We start from the raw sequence: 23,055 nt of genomic DNA, 5'->3' as shown, positions 1-23,055 counted from the left end.
GCCGACGTGAGGAAGCTGCTCGCCGCCACGCTCGGCATCCTGTCCGCGGTCGGCGGTTTCGTGGACATCGGCGACCTGGTCGCCGCCGGGCAGGCCGGCGCGCGATTCGGCATGGCGCACACCTGGGTGCTGCTGCTCGGGGTGGTCGCCATCTGCGCGTACGCCGAGATGGCCGGACGGATCGCGGCGGTGACCGGCCGGGCGGTCTTCGACCTCGTCCGGGAACGGCTCGGCGCGCGGGTGGCCCTGGTCAACCTGGCGGCGTCGTACCTGGTCACGGTGATCACGCTGGCCGCCGAACTGGGCGGGGTGGCGCTGGCGCTGCGGCTGGCCACCGGGGTGCCGTACCTGGTGTGGGTGCCGATCGCCGGGACGGCCGTCTGGCTGGTGCTGTGGCGGATGCGCTTCCCGCTGATGGAGCGGGTGTTCGGACTCGCCGGGTTGACCCTGGTGGTCTTCGCGGTGGCGCTGTTCTGGCTGCCCACCGATTGGGCGGAGCTCGGCCGCAGCGCGATCTCGCCGAGCGACTCCGGGCAGGGCTGGGGCGCGTACTGGTTCGTGGCGGTGGCGTTGTTCGCCTCCACGGTCAGCCCGTACGAGGTGTTCTTCTTCTCCTCCGGCGGGGTGGAGGAACGCTGGAGTGCGGCCGACCTGGCCGACGCCCGGTTCAGCGTGCTGGTCGGGTTCCCGATCGGCGGGTTCCTCGCGTTGTCGCTGATCGCCACCGCCGCCGTGGTGCTGCGGCCGGCCGGGTTGACGGTGAGCAGCCTGGACGAGGTCGCCCACCCGGTCGTGCTGGCCTTCGGCACGGTCGGACTGGCGGTGGCGGCGTTGGCGTTCTTCGCCGTCACCTTCGGCGCCGCGTTGGAGACCGGGCTCTCCGCCGCGTACGCCGCCGCGCAGTACTTCGGGTGGCAGTGGGGCAAGCGGGTCAGCCCGCGCGAGGCGGCGCGGTTCCACACCGTGCTGCTGGTCAGTGTGCTGCTCGGGGTCCTGCTGCTGCTCACCACCATCGACCCGGTGACGCTCACCGAGTACATGCTGATCATCAGCGCGGTGGCGTTGCCGCTGACGTACCTGCCGATCCTGGTGGTCGCCAACGACCGCACGTACCTCGGCGACCGGGTCAACGGGCGGGCACTCAACCTGCTCGGCGCGGTGATCCTGCTGGTCATCGTCGCGGCGGCGATCGCCGCCGTTCCGCTGGCCGTGGGCACGAGGATGGGACAGTGAGGATCGGGGTGAGCCGGCAACTGCTGGACCGCCAACTCGTCGACGTGGCGGGTCGGCTGGTCGGCAAGGTGGACGACGTGGAGTTCGCGTTCGACGCGAACGGCGTGCCGTACCTGTGCACGCTGCTCAGCGGGCCCGGCGCGCTCGGCGCACGGGTCGGCGGACGGCTCGGACGGATGCTGGTGCTCACCGCCGAACGCTTCGTCACGGACCGCCCGGTAGCGCCGCTGCGCATCCCGTACGACCTGGTCGACCGGGTCGACAGCGCGGTGCGGCTGCGGGTACCGGCCGAGGAGCTGACGCCCTCACCGGTGGAGGAATGGCTGCGTCGCAGGTTGATCGGCCGCATCCCGGGGTCCGGGCGTGCGAGCGGGTGAGCTGCTCGGCCGGACCGTGTACGACGAGCACGGCCGGCGGCTGGGTCGGGTGGTCGACCTGGTGGTGCGGGGTGGTCCGGCCGGGCCGCTGCGGTTGACCGACCTGGTGGTGACCCGGCACTGGTACGGCCGGGTGAGCGGGCGTCTGATCGGGCCGGAGCGGCATCCGTCCGCCCCGTGGGCGCTCCGCGCGGTGGCCCGGCGACTCGGCCGCAGCACCGTGCAGGTGCCGCTGCACCGGGTCCGGCTGGATCCCCCGCTACCGGAACCGCCCGGCGACGGGGTGCCGCCGGGCTGACCGAAGGCGGGTGCCATGAGAGCAGGCGAGCCTCAGGGCCTGGTGCCGTCCAGCACGGTCCGCTCTTCCGGCGTCGCGGCCCGCGCGGGCTCCACCACCGATGACGCCTGCGCGGGCTCCGCCACCGATGAGGCCTGCGCGTCGGCCGGCGCGTGCTCCGCCGGGTCGGTCGAGGACTGCTCGGCGGAGGCGGCCGGGGTGTCCGGGTCGCCGGGGCGGCACAGCCGCATCCCGTGGATGGCCCGGGTGTCGACCTCGGTGACCTCCAGCAGCCAGCCGTCGACGGTCACGTGCTCGCCCTGCCCGGGGATGCGGCCCAGCGCCGCCAGGACCAGGCCGGCGATGGTGGTGTAGTCGCCCTCCGGGCGGCTGGGCAGCTCCACGGAGATGTCCGGCAGGTCGTGCACCGGGAAGGTGCCGGGCAGCAGCAGCGCACCGTCCGGCTCGGTGCGCACCGAGCGCACGTCCCGGTCGGTCTCGTCGTAGATCTCGCCGACGATCTCCTCCAGGATGTCCTCCAGCGTGACGATGCCGTCCACGGCGCCCCGCTCGTCCACGACCAGCGCCATGTGCTGCCGTTCGGCCTTGAACTGGCGCAGCGCGTCGACCACCGGCACCGAGTCGGGCAGCAGCATGGGCGGGCGGACGTACTCGTCGACGGGCCGGTCGTCGCGGACGCCGACCAGGTCGCGCAGGTGGATGACGCCGACCGCCTCGTCCAGCCCGCCGTGCCGGACCACCGGCGCCCGGGAGTGCCCGGACGCGGCGAGCACCAGCCGGGCGTCCTCGGCGGTGGTGCCGCTGTCCAGACAGAAGACCCGCAGCCGGGGCACCAGCACGGCGCGCAGCCGGCGGTCGGCGATCTCCACTGCCCCGGCGATGATGGTCTGCTGTTCCTTGGTGAAGCCGTGGTGGCCGGAGACGATGTCCCGCAGCTCGTCGGGGCTGATCTCGTCCGGTTCCGGCTTCGGGTCGAGCCCGAACAGCTTCACCACCAGGTCGCTGGTGGCACCGAGCACCCACACCACCGGCCGGGTGAGGGCGGCGAGCAGATCGAGGGGGCGGGCGACCAGCAGCGCCCAGCGCTCCGGCACCTGCATCGCGATCCGCTTCGGGGCCAGTTCGCCGAAGACCAGGGTGACGAAGGTCAGCACCAGCGTGACCAGGACGATCGCGACCATCTCGGCGGCCCGGCCGAAGACGTCGTCCAGCAGTGGCACCAGCGGCCGGGCCAGCGACACGGCGGCGGCGGCCGAGGCGAGGAAGCCGGCCAGGGTGATGCCGATCTGGATGGTGGCCAGGAAGCGGTTCGGGTCCCGGGCGAGCCGGGCCAGCACCTGTCCGGCCCGGCCGGTGCGCTCCAGCCGCTGGACCTGGCTGTCCCGCAGCGACACCAGTGCCAGCTCACTACCGGCGAAGATCGCGTTGATCACGATCAGGACTCCGACCAGGGCCAGCTGGCTCCAGTAGCTCTGCACGCCCGGTTCTCTCCCTCACTGGACCACGCCGGGTGGCGTCGCCGGCGGAGGCCCCGCGGCGTAGCGGTGCCAATTCCCCGTCGTCCCGACGCCGAATCCTGGTATCGGAAGGAGGCTTCCGACCGGGCGCGGCACCGACGCGGAAGGTCAGCTCGACGGCACCGTCGGTGCCGGCAGGTCCAGCACGAACGAGTCGCCCTCCCGGCGGAAGCCGAGCCGGTGGTAGTACGCGCCGACCATGCCCGGTGGGCTGACCACACGGCGGAAACCACGCTCGGTGAAGAGGCTGCTGCGCCGGTAGACGAACTCCCCCGGGGTGAAGTCGCGAAACGGCGGGGTGACGTAGTCGAGGTCGATCTGGGCGACGCCGTCGCCGACGTCCCGGGCCAGCACCACGCCGACCATCTCGTCGGCGCGTACCACCAGGAAGGCCGTGCGGCCGGCCACCCGCCCCGGGTGGAAACCGGGGTTGAACCGGGCGATGTCGGCGGCGTGTACCCGCAGCGTGTGGGCCAGGAAGGCGTCGTCGGCACCGACCTCGACCACCTGGTAGGTCTGCTCGTCGTGCCGGGTGGTGAGCAGCCCGCGCAGGTACCACACGTTGATCACGGCCAGCACGACGTTCAGCCCCACCATGGGCCACACCTGCACGGCGGCGTTGTAGCCGATCAGCACGAAACAGCCGACCAGGTTGAGGGCGCGCAGCCGCAGGATGCGCGTCTGCAGCAGCGACCAGACCAGCAACGCGGAGCCGGCCCAGCCGACGAGATCCAGCCAGTTCACCCCGCGAGGGTAGTCGCCGCCCAGGTCAACGCCCCGGCGGGGCGGACGGTCAGGCGGGGCGGACGCTCAGGCGGGCAGTTCCAGGACGTACTCGTCGACCTCCTGGTCGCGGGCCGGGGCGTACCCCCGGTCGGTGCCGCGCACGACGAACCCGCAGCGACGCAGCACGGTCAGCGAGCCGGCGTTGTCGACCGCCGCGCGCGCGTGCAGCGGCCGTCGGGTCACCTCCTCCAGCAGCGCGCCGAGTGCCCGCGTGGCGTGGCCCCGGCCCCACCGGGCCGGATCGATCCAGTAGCTGACCTCGGTGCGGTCCCCGACGGGAAAGGCCAGCACGTAACCGACCACGGTGTCCCCGACGGTCGCGGTGCGGGACACGATGTCCGGGTCGGTCAGGATCCGGACCCAGCGCGCGGCGAACACCCGCGGGTCTGCGGGGTCCGCCGGACCGAAGGCGGCCATCCGGTTGGCCTCGAGGTCGAGCTGGTGGGCGTAGAACTCCGGCAGGTCGTCCTCGCCGACGGGCCGCAGCCGCAGGTCGTCGGTCATTCCTCAGACGATACGCAGTGACTCCTTCGGTCGGGCAGGGCCGTTGGTCCCGGGCCACGCGGGCGGATCGCCCCTGCCGCCCGGCGTCGGACCGGACCAGGCTGGCACCGGGAGAGCCGTCAGCGGGACGGCCCCGGCACAGGGCGGAGCGGACGTTGGCCGGACAGGTCCAGGTCACCGGCGGGACGACGACGGCGCGCACCGGCGTGGTCGTGGAGGGGGCGCGCGGCGCCCGCACCGAGAGGCGGTGGGCGGTACGGCACGTGGTCACCCCGGACGGCGACCGCTTCGACGTGACCGGCACCGGGTACGCCCCGTTCGGCGGCGTGCACCGCGACGGCACACCGGTGGCCGTGCCGGACGAGCTGCGCCGGCTGGCGCGGGCCGGGCTGCTCTGCGCCGACGCCTCGGTGGCCCCGCCGGACGCCGACCGACCGGACTGGTACGCCGTCGGCGATCCGGTGGAGGCGGCGCTGGTGACCTTCGCGGCCCGTTGCGGGCTGGACCCGGTCTCCACCCGGACGGCCTGGCCACGGATCGCCGCCCGCCCCTTCGACCGCCGGTTGCGCCGGACGACCATGGTGCACCGCTGCTGCGACCGCCGGTACCTGGTGGTCTGCACGGGTACGCCGGAGGGGGTGCTGCGCATGCCGCTGCTCGACGCCGTCGACGGGGACGTGACCACCCTGACCGCCGCCGCGCAGCGGATGGCCGACACCGGGCTGCGGGTGCTGGCGCTGGCGGCGGCCCTGGTGGGGACGGCACCGGTCGACACCGCCCACCCGGTCGGGTTGCGTCCGCTGGGGCTGGTCGCGGTCGGTGATCTCGCGGAGTCCGCCGGCCGACCCGGCCACCCGGACCGGAACCGTGGTCCACGGACCGTGGCCGCGCCGGGTGGGTCAGGCTGGTAGCGAGCGGGCATGGTGTGTCGGGGCCGGTCCCGGCCGGGGACGGCCCCGACAATTGGGCAGAGGCGAATCTGGAGGGCCGATGAATCGACCTGTCGTGGTGGGGGTGGACGGATCACCGCCGAGCCTGGTCGCCGCGGAACACGCGGCACAGGCCGCGGTCTGGCGGTCCCGCCCGCTGCACCTGGTGCACGGTTACCTGCACCCGCTCGGCTACGGGGTGCCGATCAACCCGTACGAGGTGGGGGTGCCGGCACCGACCGAGGACGGCCGGAAGATGCTCGAACAGACCTCCGCCGAGCTGGCCGACCGGTGGCCGGGGCTCACCGTCGAGGTACGCCAGGTGGCCGGAGGCCCAGGCGCGACGCTTGTCGAGGAGTCCCGGCGGGCGGAACTGGTCGTGGTGGGCAGCCGGGGTCTCGGCGGCTTCGCGGGGCTGCTGCTCGGTTCGGTCGGCACCCAGGTCGCCGCGCACGGCCACTGTCCGGTGCTGGTGGTCCGGCCGCCGGACCGTCCCCTGCCGACGGAGGGGCCGGTGCTGGTCGGGGTGGACGGCTCCGAGTCGGCCGAACTGGCCCTCGGGTACGGCGCCGAGGAGGCGGTCCGGCGCGGCGGCACGCTGGTGCTGGCGCACGTCGCCGACGAGCGACACACGGACGACGGCGGGGAGGCGGCGGCACTGCTGGCCACGGCGGCGGCCTCGGCCCGGGGCAGCCACCCGGGGCTGACCGTGGCGGAGCGGTTGATCACCGCGGCGAAGCCGGACCAGGCGCTGATCGAGGCGACGTCCGACGCGGCCCTGGTGGTGGCGGGCTCCCGTGGTCGGGGCGGCTTCGCCGGCCTGCTGCTCGGCTCGGTCAGCCAGGCGCTGGTGCAGCACGCCCGCTGCCCGGTGCTGGTCGCCCACCCGCACGGACCGGAGGTCTGAGTCACCGACGCCCTCGCCGTGGTCACGGCGAGGGCGTCCGCGTCGTACGGTCAGGAATTGCCGCCGCGCAGCAGCCGCTCGAAGTCGGTGCCGAGCGCGAACGGGTCGGCCGGCCCGCTCGACGGAGCGGCACGGTGCACCTGCTCGGCGAGTTCACCGGCGGCACGGGTGATCCGGGACCGCAGCGCGCCCTCGGCCGTACCGCCGGACCAGTCCTCGGAGGCGGCGAACACCGCCGTCGGCGTCACCACCGACCGCAGGTAGGCGAACATCGGGCGGAGCGCGTGCTCCAGCGCGAGGGAGTGCCGGGCGGTGCCACCGGTGGCCCCGATCAGCACCGGCCGTCCGCCCAGCGCGTCGGCGTCGAGCAGGTCGAAGAACGACTTGAACAGGCCGCTGTACGAGGCGTTGAAGATCGGCGTCACGGCGATCAGCCCGTCCGCGCCGGTGACCTGGTCGAGCACCTGCCGCAGGGCGTCCGGGGCGAACCCGGTGAGCAGGTGGTTGACGATGTCGTGGGCGTACTCGCGCAACTCGACGTGGTGCAGCTCGACCTGCTCGCCGCGCCCGACCAGCTCGTCACGGGTGGCCGTGGCGAGCTGGTCGGCGAGCAACCGGGTCGACGACGGCTGGCTGAGGCCGGCCGAGACGACGGCGATCGCGCGTACGGTCACCGCTCCCCCTCCGCCGACGCGGCGCCGGCCAGCGCGTCGCCGCCCGAGGCGGCCCGCTCGGCGGCGGCGCGCAGCGAGGCGTGCGTCGGTGCCGCAGGTACGTGGGCGGGCCGCAGCGACTCGAACTCCTTGCGCAGCACCGGCACGACCTCCTCGCCGAGCAGGTCGAGCTGCTCCAGCACCGTCTTCAGTGGCAGGCCGGCGTGGTCGACCAGGAAGAGCTGACGCTGGTAGTCGCCCACGTACTCCCGGAACCCGAGGGTCCGGTCGATCACCTGCTGCGGGCTGCCCACGGTCAGCGGCGTCTGCGAGGTGAACTCCTCCAGCGAGGGGCCGTGCCCGTAGACCGGCGCGTTGTCGAAGTACGGCCGGAACTCGCGGACCGCGTCCTGGGAGTTGCGGCGCAGGAACACCTGCCCGCCGAGGCCGACGATGGCCTGGTCGGCGGAGCCGTGGCCGTAGTGCGCGAAACGCTGCCGGTAGAGGCCCACCATCCGGCGGGTGTGCTCGGCCGGCCAGAAGATGTGGTTGGCGAAGTACCCGTCGCCGTAGTACGCGGCCTGCTCGGCGATCTCGGGGCTGCGGATCGAGCCGTGCCAGACGAAGGGCGGCACGCCGTCGAGCGGTCGCGGCGTCGAGGTGAACGACTGCAACGGGGTACGGAACTTGCCCGACCAGTCGACCACGTCCTCCCGCCAGAGCCGGCGCAGCAGGTCGTAGTTCTCGATGGCGAGCGGGATGCCGTTGCGGATGTCCTGCCCGAACCATGGGTAGACCGGGCCGGTGTTGCCGCGCCCCATCATCAGGTCGACCCGGCCGTCGGCCAGGTGCTGGAGCATCGCGTAGTCCTCGGCGATCTTCACCGGGTCGTTGGTGGTGATCAGCGTGGTCGCGGTGGACAGCAGCAGCCGCTCCGTGCGGGCGGCGATGTAGCCGAGCATGGTGGTGGGCGACGAGGGCACGAACGGCGGGTTGTGGTGCTCGCCGGTGGCGAAGACGTCGAGACCGACCTCCTCGGCCTTGAGCGCGATGGCCACCATCGCCTTGATCCGCTCCGCCTCGGTCGGCTCACGACCGGTGGTCGGGTCGACCGTGACGTCGCCGACGGTGAAGACTCCGAACTGCATGACAGCTCCTCGTGTCGTCCGACCCGGGCGGTTCGTACCCGGCGTCGCGGACAACATATTTGACTCGTCAACTATTCCGTAACCCCGGCCCCCACCAGTGTCCCCCGTCACGCCGCGCTCATCCGCCCGGCCGAGGACGCCGCCGGGAAGCCGAGGACGCCGCCGAAACACTACGGAACCGTCGGGCTCGCCGCGTGGCGCTGGTAGTGCCGGGACACCCGGGCACGGTTGCCGCAGGACGGCTTGCACCACGCCTGGCGCGGATGGTCCTTCACGAAGTAGCGCACGCAGCGCGGCGCCGGGCAGGCGAGCAGGTGGGTGCGGGCCGGGCCGGTGAGGAACTCGATCGCCGCCCGGGCCAGCACCGCGACGAGCCACCGCCGGGCGTCGGTCGCGGCACCCCGCCAGGCGATCGTCGGCGTCGACCCGTCCGGCCAGCTCAGCACCGGCCGCACGGGCAGCCGGCCGGCATCCTCGTTGAGTCGCTCGACGGCGTCCGGCACGGGCATCAACGTCGAGGAGTCGGCCCGGCTGGGCGGCCCCGGACGGACCGCGTGCGCGAAGAGTGCCCGGACGGCACGGCGTACGGCTACCACGTCGCGCCGCAGGTGCTCGTCCGGCGTACCGGCGAAGGGCTCGGCGGCGTACTCCCGCAGCGGTTCGGCCTGCTCCCGGAGCCAGGCCGCCAGCCCGGCCACGTCCGCGAGGTCGTCGGCCACGCCCCCGTTGCCGTCGTGCCGGATGGTGCTCGCCAGGGCGAGCACGAGCTGCTGTGACATCGGGCCTCCTCAGGTCCTGCTTGACGCGCCCCGTGCGATCGAGTGTAGTTTCCCTAATGCTTGCGGACGCTACAACCATTAGGGGATTGCTGTGCTCGTCATCGCCCACCTCAGCGACACGCACCTCGACAGTCATCCCCGCTCGGCCGAGCGGACCGCCCGGGTGATGGACCACCTGCACGCCCTGCCCCGACCGGTCGACGCGATCCTGATCAGCGGGGACATCGCCGACCACGGCGAGGAGGCCGAGTACCGGCTCGCCGCGGAACTCTTCGCGTCGCCACTGCCGGTGATGGTCTGCCCCGGCAACCACGACGTGCGCGACGCGTACCGCAAGGGTCTGCTCGGCGACGCGGGCGGCGGCGACGGCCCGATCAACACCCGGCACGACGTCGCCGGCGCGGTCTTCCTGCTCGCGGACTCGTCGATCCCGGGCGAGAACGACGGTCACCTCGACGAGGAGACCATGGAGTGGCTCGCCGGACAACTCGGCTCGGTGCCGGCCGGGACTCCGGTCTTCGTCTCCTTCCACCACCCGCCGGTCGCCCTGCACCACCCCGTCGTCGACTCGATGCGGCTCTCCCCCACCGCGCCGCTGGCCGACCTGCTGGCCGCCCACCCACAGGTCGTCGCCGTGCTCACCGGCCACTTCCACACCGCCGCCGCGAGCACCTTCGCCGGCCGACCCCTGCGGATCGCGCCCGGCGTCGTCTCCACGCTCCGACTGCCCTGGGAGGGTGACGGACCGCTGGTCGACCTGCGCCAGCCACCCGGGGTGGCGTTCCACGTGTACGACGACGCGGGACTGTTCACCACCCACTACCGCGTGGTGGTCTGAGGTTGGACAGGGTCGCCGTGCTCGGCTTCCTCGTCGCCGTCGCGCCGATCACCCTGACCCCGGGCACCAGCCTGACCCTGGTCGTCTCGCGGGTCGCCGCCGGTGGGCCCCGGCAGGGCTGGTGGGTGATCCTGGGTACGGTCACCGGGATCTACGTGCACGGCACGCTCGCGGCCATCGGCCTCGCCGCTCTGGTGCTGCGCTCGTCGCAGGCGTTCTGGACGGTGAAGCTGCTCGGCGCCGCCTATCTGGTCGGGTTCGGGCTGTGGCTGCTGTGGTCGACGATCCGTCGCCGACACCCGACCGGTTCTGCCCCGCCCGACGGCCCTGCGCTGTCCGACGGCTCTGCTCTGTCCGACGGCCCGGCCACCGTCCGCCGGCCCCGGCGCCTGCCGTGGCGCGGGCACCATCCGTACGCGCAGGGGCTGCTCGGCACCGTGCTCAACCCCAAGGCCGCCGCCGTCTACCTGACCCTGGCCCCGCAGTTCCTCGGCTCCCACCGCTCCGTGCTGGTGCCGATGCTGGTGCTGGCCTCGGCGCACGCGGTGCTGCACACCTGCTGGCTCGCCGGCTGGACCGTGGTCTCGGGTGCGGCGGCCCGGCTGCTGCGCACCCTCCGGGTCCGCCGGGCACTGGACCGGCTGACCGGCGCGCTCCTGGTCGGTCTCGGTGTCCGCACCGCGGTCGGATAGAGCGGCCTGGCAGACCCGAGTCAGTGCCGTCGCCGGGGCACGTGGCGACGGTAGGTGCTGACCGTCGGGTCACCGGTGATCCAGAAGCGCCAGGGGACGTCGTGGGCGGCGGCCACGCCGACGCGGGGGCCGGCGGAGACCTCGGACGGCGCGACCGGACGCGTCGGCGGAGTCAGCAGCAACGGCCCGCTGCCGTCGACGAGGTTGGTGCCGTTAGCCGTCGCGTCGAGCCCCAGCGCCACCACCAACCGGGCCGGGCCGCGCGCCAGGTCCCGGTCGGGCACCTCGCCGCGACGCTTGCGGGCGAGATCCACCCCGTCGACCACCGCACCGGCCCGCAGCAGGACCGCCGCCGCCTCCCCCTCGCGCCCGCAGACCACGTTGAGGCACCAGTGCATCCCGAAGACGAAGTACGTGTAGGCGTGGCCCGCCGGACCGAACATGACCTTCGTACGCGGTGTCGGCCCCCGGTGGGCGTGTGAGGCCGGGTCCTCGCCCGTCCCGGCGTACGCCTCGACCTCGGTCAGCCTGATCCGAACGCCGCCGGCCGAGACCTCCCAGCCCAGCAGCCTGCGCGCGGTCTCGGCGATCTCGGCGGCGGGCGCGGTCAGCCAGGAGTGGTCCACCCGTCCAGGTAACCGCGACCGGGGTTCGATCGGCAACCACGCGCCGACGTCTCGGAGAGCCCAGCATGGTCCGTCCCGGGTATGACCTGGGAGTCCAGGTCGCGGCCGAACATGTCCGGGACGACATCGCGCTCGGCTGAGACGGTCGGCATGTCGATCCCACCCCTCGGCGGGAGCGCACCCTCGACGAATCGGGCCTGCGGTGCTCCTCCTGGTCGCCTTTCGAGCTGAACCGTCGGCGCTATCGCCCGCCCCCAGGTGCGGACGGCTATGCCCGATCCGCTGCTGCGGTCCGCTCGACAGGCGCCTCGATGGACAAGCGACGCCCCACCGACGCCCGCCGATCGACGCCCCTCCGACCTCAAGGGCTCAACACCTTGTTGACAACGCTTCGTTGAAGTAGTGGACTGGGGGCATGACCGCCTCCGCCCGCACCTCAGCACAGGCAGCCCAGGATCCGGCCCACCGCACCTACGCGGCCCTGCACCGGCTCACCGAGCGGCACGCCGCCACCGAGGCCCAGCGCCGTCGACACACCAACCCGTACGCGGCCGATCCGTACGCGGCGATCGCCGTGGTGTTGGCCCTGGCCGCCGGGGCCGCCGAAGCTACGAACGGTGAGGAACCGGTCGACGAGGGAGACCTGCTCGCCGCGCTGACCCTTTTCCCGCACCTGCGGGCGGAGATCGACACCATGGAGGCGGGACTGCTGGACCTCGCGCGCAGCCGTGGGCTGACCTGGCAGGCGATCGGGCACGGACTCGGCCTGGGCAGCGCCCAGGCCGCCCGCCAGCGCTACGACCGGCTGGCCGCCCGCACCCGACCGGACCAGGCCGCCGACTGAGCCGGGTGCTGCACCAGGGTCGCAGCACCCTGCCCCGGAGGTCGCCACCACCGGCGGGCCCCAGGCCCGACAGCACGAACGGTTCAGCTCGAAAGGACACCAACCACAAGTACCCGGAGCGACGAGCCCGTCCTCCGAAGCCGACGTACTGGGGAAACGAGCGGACGGCCCGGCCGATGTCGGCCGGGCCGTCCGCCTCAGCGGGGTACGACCTGCTCCGCCGCCCACTCCCGCCAACCGGCCAACCGGTCGGCGGCGGTGGCGAGCTGGTCGGCGACCGGGCCGGGGCCGGTCGAGCCGGGCGTGATCCGGGCGGCCAGCGCCGAGCGGACCGACAGCACGTCGCGCACGCTCGGGTCGAGGTGCTCGCTGACCGTGGCCAGGTCGTCGTCGGAGACCTCGTCCAGGGCACAGTCCCGGACCGCGCAGAGCGCCACCAGCTTGCCGGTGATCTCGTGCGCGTCGCGGAACGGCACACCCTTGCGGACCAGCCAGTCGGCCACCTCGGTGGCCAACGAGAAGCCCACCGGCGCGGCGGCGACCAGGCGGTCGACGCGTACCGTCATGGTGGAGATCATCCCGGCCAGGGCCGGCAGCAGCAGTTCCAGGGTGTCGACCGCGTCGAAGGCCGGCTCCTTGTCCTCCTGCATGTCCCGGTCGTACGTCATGGGCAGACCCTTGAGCATGGTCAGCACCGCGACCAGCCCACCGACCAGCCGTCCCGACTTGCCCCGGGCCAGCTCGGCGATGTCCGCGTTCTTCTTCTGCGGCATGATCGAGGAGCCGGTGGCGAAGGCGTCGTCCAGCTCCACCCAGCCGAACTCGTGCGACGTCCAGAGCACCACCTCCTCGCCGAGGCGGGACAGGTGCACGCCGACCAGCGCCGTGATGAAGAGGAACTCGGCGACGAAGTCCCGGTCCGCGACCGCGTCCATCGAGTTGGCGAACGAGGTGCGGAAACCCAACTCCTTGGAGACCGCCACCGGGTCCAGCGGCAGCCCCGACCCGGCCAGCGCGCCCGCGCCGAGCGGGCTGACGGCGGCACGGTGGTCCCAGTCGCGCAGCCGCTCCAGGTCCCGCAGCAGCGGCTGCACGTGGGCGAGCAGCCAGTGACCGAAGGTGACCGGCTGGGCGTGCTGCAGGTGCGTCATCCCGGGCGCGGCGGTGTCCACGTGCCGCTCGGCCTGCTCCACCAGCGCCTCGGCCAGCTCGACCAGCCGCGACGCCACCCCCCGGGCGTGGTCGCGCAGATAGAGCCGCAGGTCGGTGGCGACCTGGTCGTTGCGGGACCGGCCGGCGCGCAGCTTGCCGCCGAGGCTGCCGAGCCGTTCCAGCAGCCCGCGTTCCAGGGCGGTGTGCACGTCCTCGTCGTCGACCGTGGGCCGGAACGCGCCGGAGGCGCAGGCCGCCTCCAGGTCGTCCAGGGCGGCGAGGATGCGGCCCAGTTCGTCCGGGTCGAGCAGGCCGGCGCCGGCCAGCACCCGGGCGTGGGCCCGCGAACCGGCGATGTCGTACGGGGCCAGCCGCCAGTCGAACTGGACGCTCACCGACAAGCGGGCCAGCGCCTCCGACGGGCCACCGGCGAACCGGCCACCCCACAGGCTCGTACGGTTGGCGGGCGCGCTGTTCTCGGTCAGGCTCTTGTCGTCCACCTGGCCCATTCTGGCGGTCACCACCGCGACGCTCCGCACCGGGCGTCCCGCCCGAAGTCCCGCTCGGTCATGGTGCTGTGTTCCCTTCGGTGTACTCGTCGCGACGGGCCCAGCCGGCGAGCCGTTCGCCGAGCGCGGCCCCGCCGTCGGATTCGCGGGCCACCACGAGGATGGTGTCGTCACCGGCTATGGTGCCGACCACCTCCGGCAGTCCCGCCCGGTCCAACGCGCTGGCCAGATACTGTGCGGCCCCCGGCGGCGTCCGCAGCACGGCGATGTTGCCGCTGGAGTCGACCTCGTTGAGCAGTTCCCGCAGCAGCCGTACCAGCCGGGCCGGCGCCGCCTCGGCGTCGCGCAACGGCCGGTGGCCGTCCTCCGGGATGACGTACACGGCCCGACCGTCGCCGCCCCGGGCGGTGACCGCCCCCAGTTCCTTCAGGTCCCGCGAGAGCGTGGCCTGGGTGACCTGGACGCCCTCGTCGCCGAGGAACTCGGCCAGCTCGGTCTGTGAACGGACGGCCCGGTCACGGATCAGCTCGACGATGCGGGCGTGCCGGGCGGCACGGGTCAGCGGTGCACTCATGTCTTCTCCTCCAGGAGGAACGCCAGCAACGCCTTCTGGGCGTGCAGCCGATTCTCCGCCTGGTCGAAGACGGCACTGCGCGGGCCGTCCAGCACCTCGCCGGTGATCTCCTCGCCCCGGTGCGCCGGCAGGCAGTGCAGCACGATCACCGTCGGTGCGGCGTGCCCGAGCAGTTCCTCGTTGACCTGGTACGGCAGGAACGGGGTGGCGCGGTCCAGCCCGTCGCCCTCCTGCCCCATCGAGACCCAGGTGTCGGTGGCGACCACGTCGGCGTCCCGGACCGCGTCGACCGGGTCGACGAGCACCCGGACGCTGCCGCCGGTGTCGGCGGCGATCGCCTCGGCACGGGCCACCACGTCGGCGTCGGGCGCGAAGCCCTCCGGACCGGCGACCCGGACGTGCATCCCGGCGGTCGCGCCGGCCAGCAGGTACGAGTGGGACATGTTGTTCGCCGCGTCGCCGACGTACGCCAGGGTGCGCCCGGCGGTGTCGCCGAAGCGTTCCCGCACGGTCAGCAGGTCGGCCAGGAGCTGGCAGGGGTGGAAGCCGTCGGTCAGCGCGTTGACCACCGGCACGGTGGCCCCCTCGGCGACCTCGGCGATCCGGTCGTCACCGTGCGTCCGCAGCACGATCGCGGCCACGTAGCGGGACAGCACCCGCCCCGCGTCGGCCAGCGTCTCCCCCCGCCCGAAGTGGGTGACCTGGGTGTCCACCACCAGCGGGTGCCCGCCGAGTTCGGCGATGCCGGCGTCGAACGAGATCCGGGTCCGCAGGCTCTGCTTGTCGAAGAGCACCGCCACCGACCGCGGACCGGCGAGCGGCGCGTACGCGAACCGGTCGGCCTTCATCCGGGCCGCCAGGTCGAGCACGGCGGCCTGCTCGGCGGGCGACAGGTCGTCGTCACGCAGGAAGTGCCGGGTCATGCCTTGGCCTCCGTCGGGTCGAGGTCACCGGCCGGGCCGGGGGTGGGCGTCACCGCGTCGAGGGCGAGGGGCAGCGCGGCCAGGAACGCGTCGGCCTGGTCGGCGGTGAGGATCAGCGGCGGGGCCAGCCGGAGCACGTCCGGCTGGATCGGGTTCACCAGGAAACCGGCGCCGCGCAGCGCCTCGGCGGCGGCGGCCGACACCGGCGCGGTCAGGGTCACGCCGAGCAGCAGCCCGGCGCCCCGCACCCCGCCGACCAGCGGATGCCCGAGCCCCTCGATGCCCCGGCGCAGCCGCTCCCCGATCCGCTTGACGTGGTCGAGCAGCCCCTCGTGGGCGATCGTGGAGATCACCGCGAGCGCGGCGGCGCAGCTCACCGGGTTGCCGCCGAACGTGCTGCCGTGCGACCCGGCGACCAGCAGGTCCGCAGCCGGGCCGAAGGCCAGGGTGGCACCGATCGGCAGTCCGCCGCCGAGCCCCTTGGCCAGGGTCACCACGTCCGGCTCGACACCCTCGGCCTGGTGCGCGTACCAGTGTCCGGTGCGACCGACACCGGTCTGCACCTCGTCGACCACCAGCAGCGCGCCGTGCCGGGCGGTGATCCGCCGGGCGGCGGCGAGGTAGCCGGCCGGTGGGACCACCACGCCGCTCTCGCCCTGGATCGGCTCCAGGATCACCATCGCGGTCGCGTCGGTCACCGTCGCCTCAAGGGCGGCGACGTCACCGTACGGGACGTGGTCGACCTCGCCGGGAAGCGGACGGAACGGGTCGGCCTTGGCCGGCTGACCGGTCAACGCCAGGGCACCCATGGTCCGGCCGTGGAAACCACCGACGGTGGCGACCACGTGGGTGCGGCCGGTACGCCGGGACAGCTTGAACGCCGCCTCGTTGGCCTCGGCGCCGGAGTTGGCGAAGAACACCCGACCCGGGCGTCCGGCCAGGGCCAGCAGCAGCTCCGCCAGGGCCACCGGGGGTTCGGCGACGTACAGGTTGGAGACGTGCCCGAGCGTGGCGACCTGCTTCGACACGGCGGCCACCACGGCCGGGTGCGCGTGCCCGAGGGAGTTGACGGCGATGCCGCCGAGCAGGTCCACGTACTCCCGACCGGCCTCGTCCGTGACCACGGCGCCGGAACCGGACACCAGGGCCAGCGGCGGCGTGCCGTAGTTGTCCATCATCGACTGCCGCCACCGCTCGACCAGCGTCATGCCGGCACTCCGCCCGCTCATGAGGGGATCACCATCGTCCCGAAGCCTTCCGAGGTGAAAACTTCCAACAGGGTGGAGTGCGCGACCCGACCGTCGACCACGTGGGCCGCGGGTACGCCCCCGCTGACCGCGCGCAGGCAGGCCTCCATCTTGGGCACCATGCCCGACTCCAGCGACGGCAGCAGTGCGGCCAGCTCGGTGGTGCCGATCTCGCTGACCAGGCTGGAGGTGTCCGGCCAGTCGGCGTACAGGCCGGGCACGTCGGTGAGCACGACCAGCTTGCGGGCGCGCAGCGCGACCGCCAGCGCGGCGGCGGCGGTGTCCGCGTTGAGGTTGTGCAGCACCCCGTCCACGTCCGGCGCCACGGTGGAGATCACCGGAATCCGGCCCGCTCCGATCAGGTCGTCCACCGCCGAGACGTCCACCGACTCGACGTCGCCGACCTGACCCACGTCGACCGCTTCGCCGTCCACGTACGCGTGCCGGCGTACCGCCGTGAACAGCCCGGCGTCCTCGCCGGAGAGCCCGACCGCGAACGGGCCGTGCGCGTTGATCAGCCCGACCAGTTCCCGGCCGACCTGCCCGACCAGCACCATCCGGACCACGTCCATCGCCTCCGGGGTGGTCACCCGCAGGCCGCCCCGGAACTCGCTGTCGATGCCGAGCCGACCGAGCATCGCCGAGATCTGCGGCCCCCCGCCGTGCACCACCACCGGCTTGAGCCCGACGTAGCGCAGGAACACCATGTCGGCGGCGAAGGCCCGCTGCAACTCGGGGTCGACCATGGCGTTGCCGCCGTACTTGACCACCACCGTGGAGCCGGAGAAACGGGCCAGCCAGGGCAGTGCCTCGATCAGGGTGGCGGCCTTCTCCTGGGCGCGGGTCAGATCCGAGGTCAGGGTCACCGGACCGGCCTTCCGTAATAGATCACGTCGCTGACCTTCTGTTCGCGACTGCGGGACTCCGCTTCGCTGCATTCCTCGCGCTCACGTCGCTGACCTTCTGTTCGCGACTGCGGGACTCCGCTTCGCTGCGTTCCTCGCGCTCACGTCGCTGACCTTCTGTTCGCGACTGCGGGACTCCGCTTCGCTGCGTTCCTCGCGCTCACGTCGAGTACGCCGAGTTCTCGTGCACGTACCCGTGCGACAGGTCGTTGGTCCACACCGTCGCCTCGGCGGCGCCGGCGTGCAGGTCGATGCGGATGGTGACGTCGCGTCCGGTCAGGTCGACGCGGGACCGGTCCTCGGCGGCGGCGCCGGAGCGGCAGATCCAGATCCCGTTGACCGCGACGTCGATCTCGTTCGACTCGAACGTGGCGGCGGTCGTGCCGACGGCGGCGAGGATCCGCCCCCAGTTCGGGTCGTTGCCGAACAGCGCGGTCTTCACCAGGTTGTTGCGGGCCACCGACCGGCCCACCTCGACCGCCTCGTCCTCGTTCGCCGCGCCGACCACCTCGATGGCGATCTCCTTCGTGGCGCCCTCGGCGTCGGCCAGCAACTGCCTCGCCAGGTCGTGGCAGGCGGCGGTGACCGCGCCGGTCAGCTCCGCCTCGCTCGGCGTGACCCCGGAGGCACCGCTGGACAGCAGCAGCACGGTGTCGTTCGTCGACATGCAGCCGTCGGAGTCGACCCGGTCGAAGGTGACCCGGGTGGCGGCCCGCAGCGCCGCACCGAGCGTCTCCGGCGGGGCCACCGCGTCGGTGGTGAGTACGCAGAGCATGGTGGCCATGCCGGGAGCCAGCATGCCGGCGCCCTTGGCCATGCCACCGACGGTCCAGCCGTCACCGCGCGTCACGGCGGTCTTCGGTCGGCTGTCGGTGGTCATGATCGCCTCGGCGGCGGCGTCGCCGCCGTCACCGGCCAGGGCCCGCACCGCCGAGGCCACTCCCGGCAGGAGCTTCTCCATCGGCAGCCGCTCGCCGATCAGACCGGTGGAGCAGACGGCCACCTCACCGGCGCCGTACTCCCGGCCGCTGACCGCGCTCAGTTCGGCGGCGGTGTGCTCGGCGGTGGCGTGGGTGTCCTGGAAGCCGGCCGGGCCGGTGCAGGCGTTCGCGCCGCCGGAGTTGAGCACCACCGCCCGGACCAGGCCGCCGTGGACCACCTGCTGGGTCCAGACCACCGGGGCGGCCTTGACCCGGTTGCTGGTGAAGACCGCGGCGACCCCGGCGTCCGGGCCGTCGTTGACCACCAGGGCCACGTCGGAGGCGCCGCTGGTCTTGAGGCCGGCGGCGACCCCGGCCGCCCGGAACCCGCCGGGGGTGGTGACGGTCATGGCGCGACTCCGAAGCAGGACAGGCCCGTGGTCTCGGGCAGACCGAACATCAGGTTGGCGTTCTGCACCGCCTGGCCGGCGGCGCCCTTGCCGAGGTTGTCCAGGGCGGCGACCACGATCAGCCGACCGGAGTCGACGTCGACGGTGGCCTGGAGGTGGCAGGAGTTGCCACCGAGGGTGGCGGCGGTGTGCGGCCACCGGCCCTCGGGGAGCAGGTGCACGAAGGGCGCGTCCGCGTACGCCTGCGCCAGCACCGCGCGGGGGTCCACCTCGCCGGTCGGCCGCGCGGTGACCGTGGCCAGGATGCCGCGCGGCATCGGCGCCAGCACCGGCGTGAACGACAGCCCGGTCGCGCCGGTGGCCTGCTTGATCTCGGGTACGTGCTGGTGGGCGCCGACCTTGTAGGGCGACAGGTCGCCCGCCACCTCGCTGGCCAGCAGGTGGGTCTTGGCGGCCCGGCCCGCGCCCGAGGTGCCGCTGGCGGCGACGACCACCACGTCGGCCGGGTCGGCGGCTCCGGCGGCGATCAGTGGTGCCAGCGCCAGCACGATGGTGGCCGCGTAACAGCCGGTGTTGGCCACCCGCGTCGAGGCGGCGATGCGCTCCCGCTGACCGGGCAGTTCGGGCAGCCCGTAGGTCCACGCGCCGGCGTGGGTGCCGCCGTAGTAGCGGGTCCAGGCGTCCCCGTCGACCAGGCGGTGGTCGGCGCCGAGGTCCACCACCCGCACCTGCGCGGGCAGCCGGGACGCGAGCGCCGCCGACTCACCGTGCGGCAGGGCGAGGAAGACCAGGTCGGCATCGGCCAGGACGTCCGGGGTGGTCGCCGCGAACGTCAGGTCCATGCCGGTGAGCTGCGGGTGCACGCTGTCCAGCGGCTGCCCCGCCTGGCGGTGCGCGGTGGCGGCGACCAGGTCGAACTCGGGGTGCCCGGCCAACAGGCGCAGCAGTTCACCTCCGGCGTATCCGCTCGCCCCGGCGACTGCGACCCGAATTCCCATACCTACCTCCGCATGACTATGCAGAAGAGGTTAGCAGCGGCCGATGACTGACCGCAAGGTCATGCATACCGCTGCATGGTGATGTCACCGGGTGCGGACGGGACGGTCAGAGCCGCCCCTCGGCCACCGCCCGGGTCACCCACGGGACGACCTCGTCGAGCATCTCGTCCAGCGAGGTGGCGGCCGTGAAACCGAGCACCTCGGCGGCCTTGGTGGTGTCCGGCACACGCCTCTGCACGTCGTACTCGAAAGGGTCGTCACTGACGTGACGGAACGGCACGTCCGGCCCCTTGATCTTGCGCCAGATCACCTCGGCCAGCTCCAGTACGGTGGTCGACCGCGCGGTGGAGAGGTTGAAGTCCTCGTTCAACGCGGCCGGGTGCTCGACGGCGAGCGCGATGCCCCGTGCCAGGTCACCGCCGTAGGTGTAGTGCCGCACCTGGTCGCCCTCGCCGAGGATGTGCAGCGGGTCCTGCCCCTTGACGATCTTCTGCACCAGGTCGGGCACCACGTGCGACATGGCCAGCTTGACGTTGCCGGAGAGCACCTCGGCCTGGCCCAGGGCCCGCCCCTCCCCCACGCCCACGCAGTTGAACGGCCGCACGATCGTGTACGGCAGCCGGTACTGCTCCCAGGCCGCCCGGGCGTAGTACTCCACGGCCAGCTTCTGGAAGCCGTACGAGGAGAGCGGAGGCGGGATCCGCCGCTCGTCGCCCTCCCGGCTCGGCCAGTGCGTCGTCGACTCGTACACCATCGAGGAGGACAGATAGGTGACCTTGGCGAGCCGACCCTCCCGATGGGCCCGGATCGCCGCGTCACAGGTGGCCGCCATGATCCGTTCGTTGGTGGCGAGCAGGTCGTAGGCGTACGCGTGGAAGTAGGAGATCCCGCCGATCATCGCCGCACCGGCGACCAGGTGGTCGCAGCCGTCGAGCAGGTCGGTGAGCAGGCCGACGTCGCGGGCGTCACCCTCGACGAACCGGAAACGCGGGTGCGTGTCGTAGCTGTGGGTGACCGGCCCGTACTTCGAGAAGTCGTCGATCCCGACCACCTCGTGCCCGCGATCGAGCAACTCGGAGACCAGATAGCCGCCGATGAAGCCGGCGGAACCGGTAACCAGGACCTTCGCCACGTACGCTCCTAAGCCGTCTTCTCGTACTCGGTGCCGCGCTGTTCGTACCCGGCGCCGCGCGGGACCGCCACGACCGCCGGCCCGCGCCGGGCGGCCATCTTCTCCCGGCTCAGCCGCCGACCGTAGGAGAAGACGTACCAACGCAGGTAGCCCGGCAGGAAACGCCCCAGGTCGAAGTGGGACTCGCCGAGCGGTCGGTCCAGCCAGATCGTCGGGATCTCCGCCACCGGCAGCCGCAGCCGGGTCGCCTTGGCGGTCAGCTCCAGCCCGATCTCGAAGCCGGTCCGCGACTCGATACCGACCTCCCGCACGAACGCGGTGTCGTACGCCTTGAAGCTGTTGGTGGCGTCCCGGGTGCCGACCCGGGCGAAGGTGTACAGGCTCCGGCCCGCCCACCGGGACATGATCCGCTTCAGCCGTGGTCCGCCGACCTGCTGGCCGCCCGGCATGTACCGGGACGCCGCCGCGACCACCACACCCCGGTCCACCAGCCGGGCCAGCTCGTCGATCTGCCGGGGGTCGTCACAGCCGTCGGCCATCGTCACCACCACGACCGGCGCCCGGGCCGCGTCGATGCCGAACCGGATCGCGTTGGCCGGGCCCCGGCCGTAGGTGTTCAGCACCGCCCGCACCCGAGGATCGGTCCGCGCGATCTGCTCCACGTACGGCACCGTGGTGTCCTCGGGCTGGTCGTGCACGATGAGCACCTCGGCGGGGAGCATCAACTCCCGCAGCATCCGTTCCAGGCAACGGACGATCGCCTCGCCCTCGTCGTAGACCGGCACGATCACCGAGACGCGCGGGTTCACACCCGCACCCCCTGCCCGGTCAGGCCCCACATGTCGATCACCGGCCGGTCGGTGTCGAGGCGGGCGTACTGCTCGTGCGGGGCCGCGATGACCAGCAGATCCGACCGGCGCACCACCTCGTCCAGGTCGAGGAGCCGCTCGTCGACCACGTACGGGTCGGTGCAGAGCGTCTCGCGGGCCTTCAACGCGAGGATCTTGCGCAGCTTGTACGCCAGGCTCTCCCGAGGGTCGTCGCTGCCGCCCTTGAACGCCATGCCGAGGATGCCCACGGTCGACGTGGCCAGATCGAAGCGGTCCTCCAACCGGGACACCAGATACAGCGGCAGCCCCTCGTTGATCAGCATGGCCGAGTGACCGAGCACGAAATTGTTCCGGTTGAAGGCGGCCAACTGCATGGTGTCCTTGAACAGGCACGGTCCGGCGGCGAAGCCCGGCATCGGCAGGTCCGCCGCGCGCGGATAGTCGAACGCCACGGCGTGCCGGATCCGGGCGAAGTCCAGCCCGACGTCGTTGGCCATCATCCAGAACTGGTTGGCGGTGGCGAACTTGATGTAACGCCACGTGTTGGTGAACAGCTTCGCCAGCTCCGCCTCCTCCGGCTGCAACGGCACGATCTGCTCGGTGAGGTGCCGGAACAGCCGCTCCGCCCGGGCCTGCGCCTCCGGCGTCCGCGCGGCCACGATCTGCGGCAGCGCGAACAACTCGGTCATCGCGTGGCCCTCGGCGATACGCTCCGGACAGAAGGCGACGTCGGCGTGCACACCCTTGGCGGCCAGCAGCTTCTCGGTCAGCGCGGTCACTCCCGGATAGACGGTGCTGCGCAGCACGACGAGCTGACCGTCCCGCAGGTGCTCCGCACAGCGTTCCAGGGCCCGGGGCACGGCACCGAGATCCGGGTTGAGGTGCTCGTCGACCGGCGTACCCACCACGACCACCAGATGCGCGGAGAGGCCGACGGCCGCCGGGTCGGTGGTGGCCCGCAGACGACCGGCGGCCACCGCCTCGGCCAGCGGTGCGGCGGCACCCGCCTCGGCGAACGGCAACGTGGCGGCGTTGACGGTGTCCACCGCGTCGGCGTTGAGGTCGTACAACACGACGGAGAGTCCGCGGGCGGCGAAGGCGATGCCCAGTGGCAGGCCGACCCGGCCACAACCACCGACTATGCAGACGTCGACCGCAGGGGGTGGCTCGTCGGACATGAGGGGGCTCCCGTGGGGTGGCGGGTCTGATCGGCGGCGGTGCGCGGGGTCCAAGCAGGCTAACCGCTCGCACGTGACTCGCGGGTAACCAAACAGCTATCGATGCCAGCCTTTCGGCCGATCTCTGCCCGGATGCAAGGACCGGA

At 72.8% G+C, this 23,055-nt stretch carries 25 protein-coding genes; 8 read left to right on the top strand and 17 right to left on the bottom strand.

What is annotated here, in order from left to right:
- Positions 1-6 precede the first annotated feature (6 nt).
- From HUT12_RS11400 to HUT12_RS11390, 3 genes are read left to right on the top strand one after another with little or no spacing between them, the layout of a single operon-like run.
- On the top strand, positions 7-1,233 hold the full coding sequence (locus HUT12_RS11400; protein WP_176093328.1) for an NRAMP family divalent metal transporter: 1,227 nt from the start codon (positions 7-9) through the stop codon (positions 1,231-1,233).
- On the top strand, positions 1,230-1,610 hold the full coding sequence (locus tag HUT12_RS11395; protein ID WP_176093327.1) for a hypothetical protein: 381 nt from the start codon (positions 1,230-1,232) through the stop codon (positions 1,608-1,610). The genes HUT12_RS11400 and HUT12_RS11395 overlap by 4 nt, the downstream gene beginning before the upstream one ends.
- Positions 1,597-1,908: a PRC-barrel domain-containing protein gene (locus tag HUT12_RS11390; protein WP_131054950.1), complete on the top strand. Its 312-nt coding sequence runs from the start codon at positions 1,597-1,599 to the stop codon at positions 1,906-1,908. The genes HUT12_RS11395 and HUT12_RS11390 overlap by 14 nt, the downstream gene beginning before the upstream one ends.
- Before the next feature lie 32 nt (positions 1,909-1,940).
- Here HUT12_RS11390 and HUT12_RS11385 read toward each other — a convergent pair whose 3' ends face one another.
- The 3 genes from HUT12_RS11385 to HUT12_RS11375 form a co-directional block, all read right to left on the bottom strand.
- The gene (locus HUT12_RS11385) at positions 1,941-3,386 is read right to left on the bottom strand and encodes a hemolysin family protein (RefSeq protein WP_176093326.1); all 1,446 of its coding nucleotides are present in this window, start codon (positions 3,384-3,386) and stop codon (positions 1,941-1,943) included.
- Between the two features lie 147 nt (positions 3,387-3,533).
- Positions 3,534-4,169 (bottom strand): hypothetical protein, encoded by a 636-nt coding sequence (locus HUT12_RS11380; protein WP_176093325.1) that lies wholly within the window; start codon positions 4,167-4,169, stop codon positions 3,534-3,536.
- Positions 4,170-4,235: 66 nt separating this feature from the next.
- Positions 4,236-4,715, bottom strand: a complete 480-nt coding sequence (locus HUT12_RS11375; RefSeq protein ID WP_131054947.1) for a GNAT family N-acetyltransferase — start codon at positions 4,713-4,715, stop codon at positions 4,236-4,238.
- A 155-nt stretch (positions 4,716-4,870) separates the two neighbouring features.
- Here HUT12_RS11375 and HUT12_RS11370 point away from each other — a divergent pair, with 155 nt between their 5' ends.
- Positions 4,871-5,626, top strand: coding sequence for a hypothetical protein (locus HUT12_RS11370; RefSeq protein WP_254876778.1), 756 nt, complete (start codon positions 4,871-4,873; stop codon positions 5,624-5,626).
- A 79-nt stretch (positions 5,627-5,705) separates the two neighbouring features.
- Entirely contained in the window at positions 5,706-6,551 is an 846-nt protein-coding gene (locus HUT12_RS11365; protein ID WP_131057738.1) for a universal stress protein, read from the top strand.
- Positions 6,552-6,601: 50 nt separating this feature from the next.
- Here the strand turns inward: HUT12_RS11365 and HUT12_RS11360 are convergent, their stop codons facing one another.
- From HUT12_RS11360 to HUT12_RS11350, 3 genes are all read right to left on the bottom strand, one after another.
- A complete protein-coding gene (locus HUT12_RS11360; protein WP_131057739.1) occupies positions 6,602-7,225 on the bottom strand; it encodes an FMN reductase in 624 nt (207 codons plus the stop codon).
- Positions 7,222-8,352: an LLM class flavin-dependent oxidoreductase gene (locus tag HUT12_RS11355; RefSeq protein WP_176093324.1), complete on the bottom strand. Its 1,131-nt coding sequence runs from the start codon at positions 8,350-8,352 to the stop codon at positions 7,222-7,224. The genes HUT12_RS11360 and HUT12_RS11355 overlap by 4 nt, the downstream gene beginning before the upstream one ends.
- 170 nt (positions 8,353-8,522) lie before the next feature.
- A complete protein-coding gene (locus HUT12_RS11350) occupies positions 8,523-9,131 on the bottom strand; it encodes an ABATE domain-containing protein (protein WP_131056207.1) in 609 nt (202 codons plus the stop codon).
- A gap of 91 nt (positions 9,132-9,222) precedes the next feature.
- On the opposite strand from HUT12_RS11350, the gene HUT12_RS11345 reads away from it, so the two are divergent.
- Positions 9,223-9,969 carry a metallophosphoesterase gene (locus tag HUT12_RS11345; protein WP_131056205.1) on the top strand — a complete coding sequence of 249 codons (747 nt, stop codon included), beginning with the start codon at positions 9,223-9,225 and terminating at the stop codon, positions 9,967-9,969.
- 2 nt (positions 9,970-9,971) lie between these two features.
- Positions 9,972-10,661: a LysE family translocator gene (locus HUT12_RS11340; RefSeq protein WP_176093323.1), complete on the top strand. Its 690-nt coding sequence runs from the start codon at positions 9,972-9,974 to the stop codon at positions 10,659-10,661.
- A gap of 20 nt (positions 10,662-10,681) precedes the next feature.
- On the opposite strand, the gene HUT12_RS11335 is transcribed toward HUT12_RS11340, so the two are convergent.
- Positions 10,682-11,287, bottom strand: a complete 606-nt coding sequence (locus HUT12_RS11335; protein ID WP_176093322.1) for a DNA-3-methyladenine glycosylase — start codon at positions 11,285-11,287, stop codon at positions 10,682-10,684.
- Between the two features lie 415 nt (positions 11,288-11,702).
- On the opposite strand from HUT12_RS11335, the gene HUT12_RS11330 reads away from it, so the two are divergent.
- Positions 11,703-12,131, top strand: a complete 429-nt coding sequence (locus HUT12_RS11330) for a DNA-binding protein (protein ID WP_131056199.1) — start codon at positions 11,703-11,705, stop codon at positions 12,129-12,131.
- Positions 12,132-12,328: 197 nt separating this feature from the next.
- Here the strand turns inward: HUT12_RS11330 and argH are convergent, their stop codons facing one another.
- The 10 genes from argH to HUT12_RS11280 all read right to left on the bottom strand — a co-directional run bounded on the left by argH (position 12,329) and on the right by HUT12_RS11280 (position 22,909).
- On the bottom strand, positions 12,329-13,792 hold the full coding sequence (argH, locus tag HUT12_RS11325; protein ID WP_176095740.1) for an argininosuccinate lyase: 1,464 nt from the start codon (positions 13,790-13,792) through the stop codon (positions 12,329-12,331).
- A 58-nt stretch (positions 13,793-13,850) separates the two neighbouring features.
- A complete protein-coding gene (locus HUT12_RS11320) occupies positions 13,851-14,366 on the bottom strand; it encodes an arginine repressor (protein ID WP_117230175.1) in 516 nt (171 codons plus the stop codon).
- Positions 14,363-15,289 (bottom strand): ornithine carbamoyltransferase, encoded by a 927-nt coding sequence (gene argF / locus HUT12_RS11315; protein ID WP_131054057.1) that lies wholly within the window; start codon positions 15,287-15,289, stop codon positions 14,363-14,365. Before argF ends, HUT12_RS11320 begins: the two co-directional genes overlap by 4 nt.
- Positions 15,286-16,497 (bottom strand): acetylornithine transaminase, encoded by a 1,212-nt coding sequence (locus HUT12_RS11310; RefSeq protein ID WP_131054064.1) that lies wholly within the window; start codon positions 16,495-16,497, stop codon positions 15,286-15,288. Before HUT12_RS11310 ends, argF begins: the two co-directional genes overlap by 4 nt.
- Positions 16,498-16,514: 17 nt before the next feature.
- Positions 16,515-17,402 carry an acetylglutamate kinase gene (gene argB / locus HUT12_RS11305; protein WP_131054058.1) on the bottom strand — a complete coding sequence of 296 codons (888 nt, stop codon included), beginning with the start codon at positions 17,400-17,402 and terminating at the stop codon, positions 16,515-16,517.
- Between the two features lie 199 nt (positions 17,403-17,601).
- Positions 17,602-18,771 (bottom strand): bifunctional glutamate N-acetyltransferase/amino-acid acetyltransferase ArgJ, encoded by a 1,170-nt coding sequence (gene argJ / locus HUT12_RS11300; protein WP_176093321.1) that lies wholly within the window; start codon positions 18,769-18,771, stop codon positions 17,602-17,604.
- Positions 18,768-19,769 (bottom strand): N-acetyl-gamma-glutamyl-phosphate reductase, encoded by a 1,002-nt coding sequence (gene argC, locus HUT12_RS11295; RefSeq protein ID WP_131054060.1) that lies wholly within the window; start codon positions 19,767-19,769, stop codon positions 18,768-18,770. The genes argJ and argC overlap by 4 nt, the downstream gene beginning before the upstream one ends.
- 106 nt (positions 19,770-19,875) lie before the next feature.
- Complete coding sequence (locus HUT12_RS11290) at positions 19,876-20,901, bottom strand: NAD(P)-dependent oxidoreductase (protein ID WP_131054061.1); 1,026 nt, start codon at positions 20,899-20,901, stop codon at positions 19,876-19,878.
- 8 nt (positions 20,902-20,909) lie between these two features.
- The gene (locus tag HUT12_RS11285; RefSeq protein ID WP_236145813.1) at positions 20,910-21,710 is read right to left on the bottom strand and encodes a glycosyltransferase family 2 protein; all 801 of its coding nucleotides are present in this window, start codon (positions 21,708-21,710) and stop codon (positions 20,910-20,912) included.
- Positions 21,707-22,909 carry a nucleotide sugar dehydrogenase gene (locus HUT12_RS11280; protein ID WP_176093320.1) on the bottom strand — a complete coding sequence of 401 codons (1,203 nt, stop codon included), beginning with the start codon at positions 22,907-22,909 and terminating at the stop codon, positions 21,707-21,709. Before HUT12_RS11280 ends, HUT12_RS11285 begins: the two co-directional genes overlap by 4 nt.
- Positions 22,910-23,055 lie beyond the last annotated feature (146 nt).

Origin of the sequence: Verrucosispora sp. NA02020 (genome assembly GCF_013364215.1) — a bacterium.
Classification (GTDB): Bacteria; Actinomycetota; Actinomycetes; order Mycobacteriales; family Micromonosporaceae; genus Micromonospora.
Note: the sequence above shows the minus strand (reverse complement) of the source record. Positions and strands in the feature narration are given on the sequence as shown.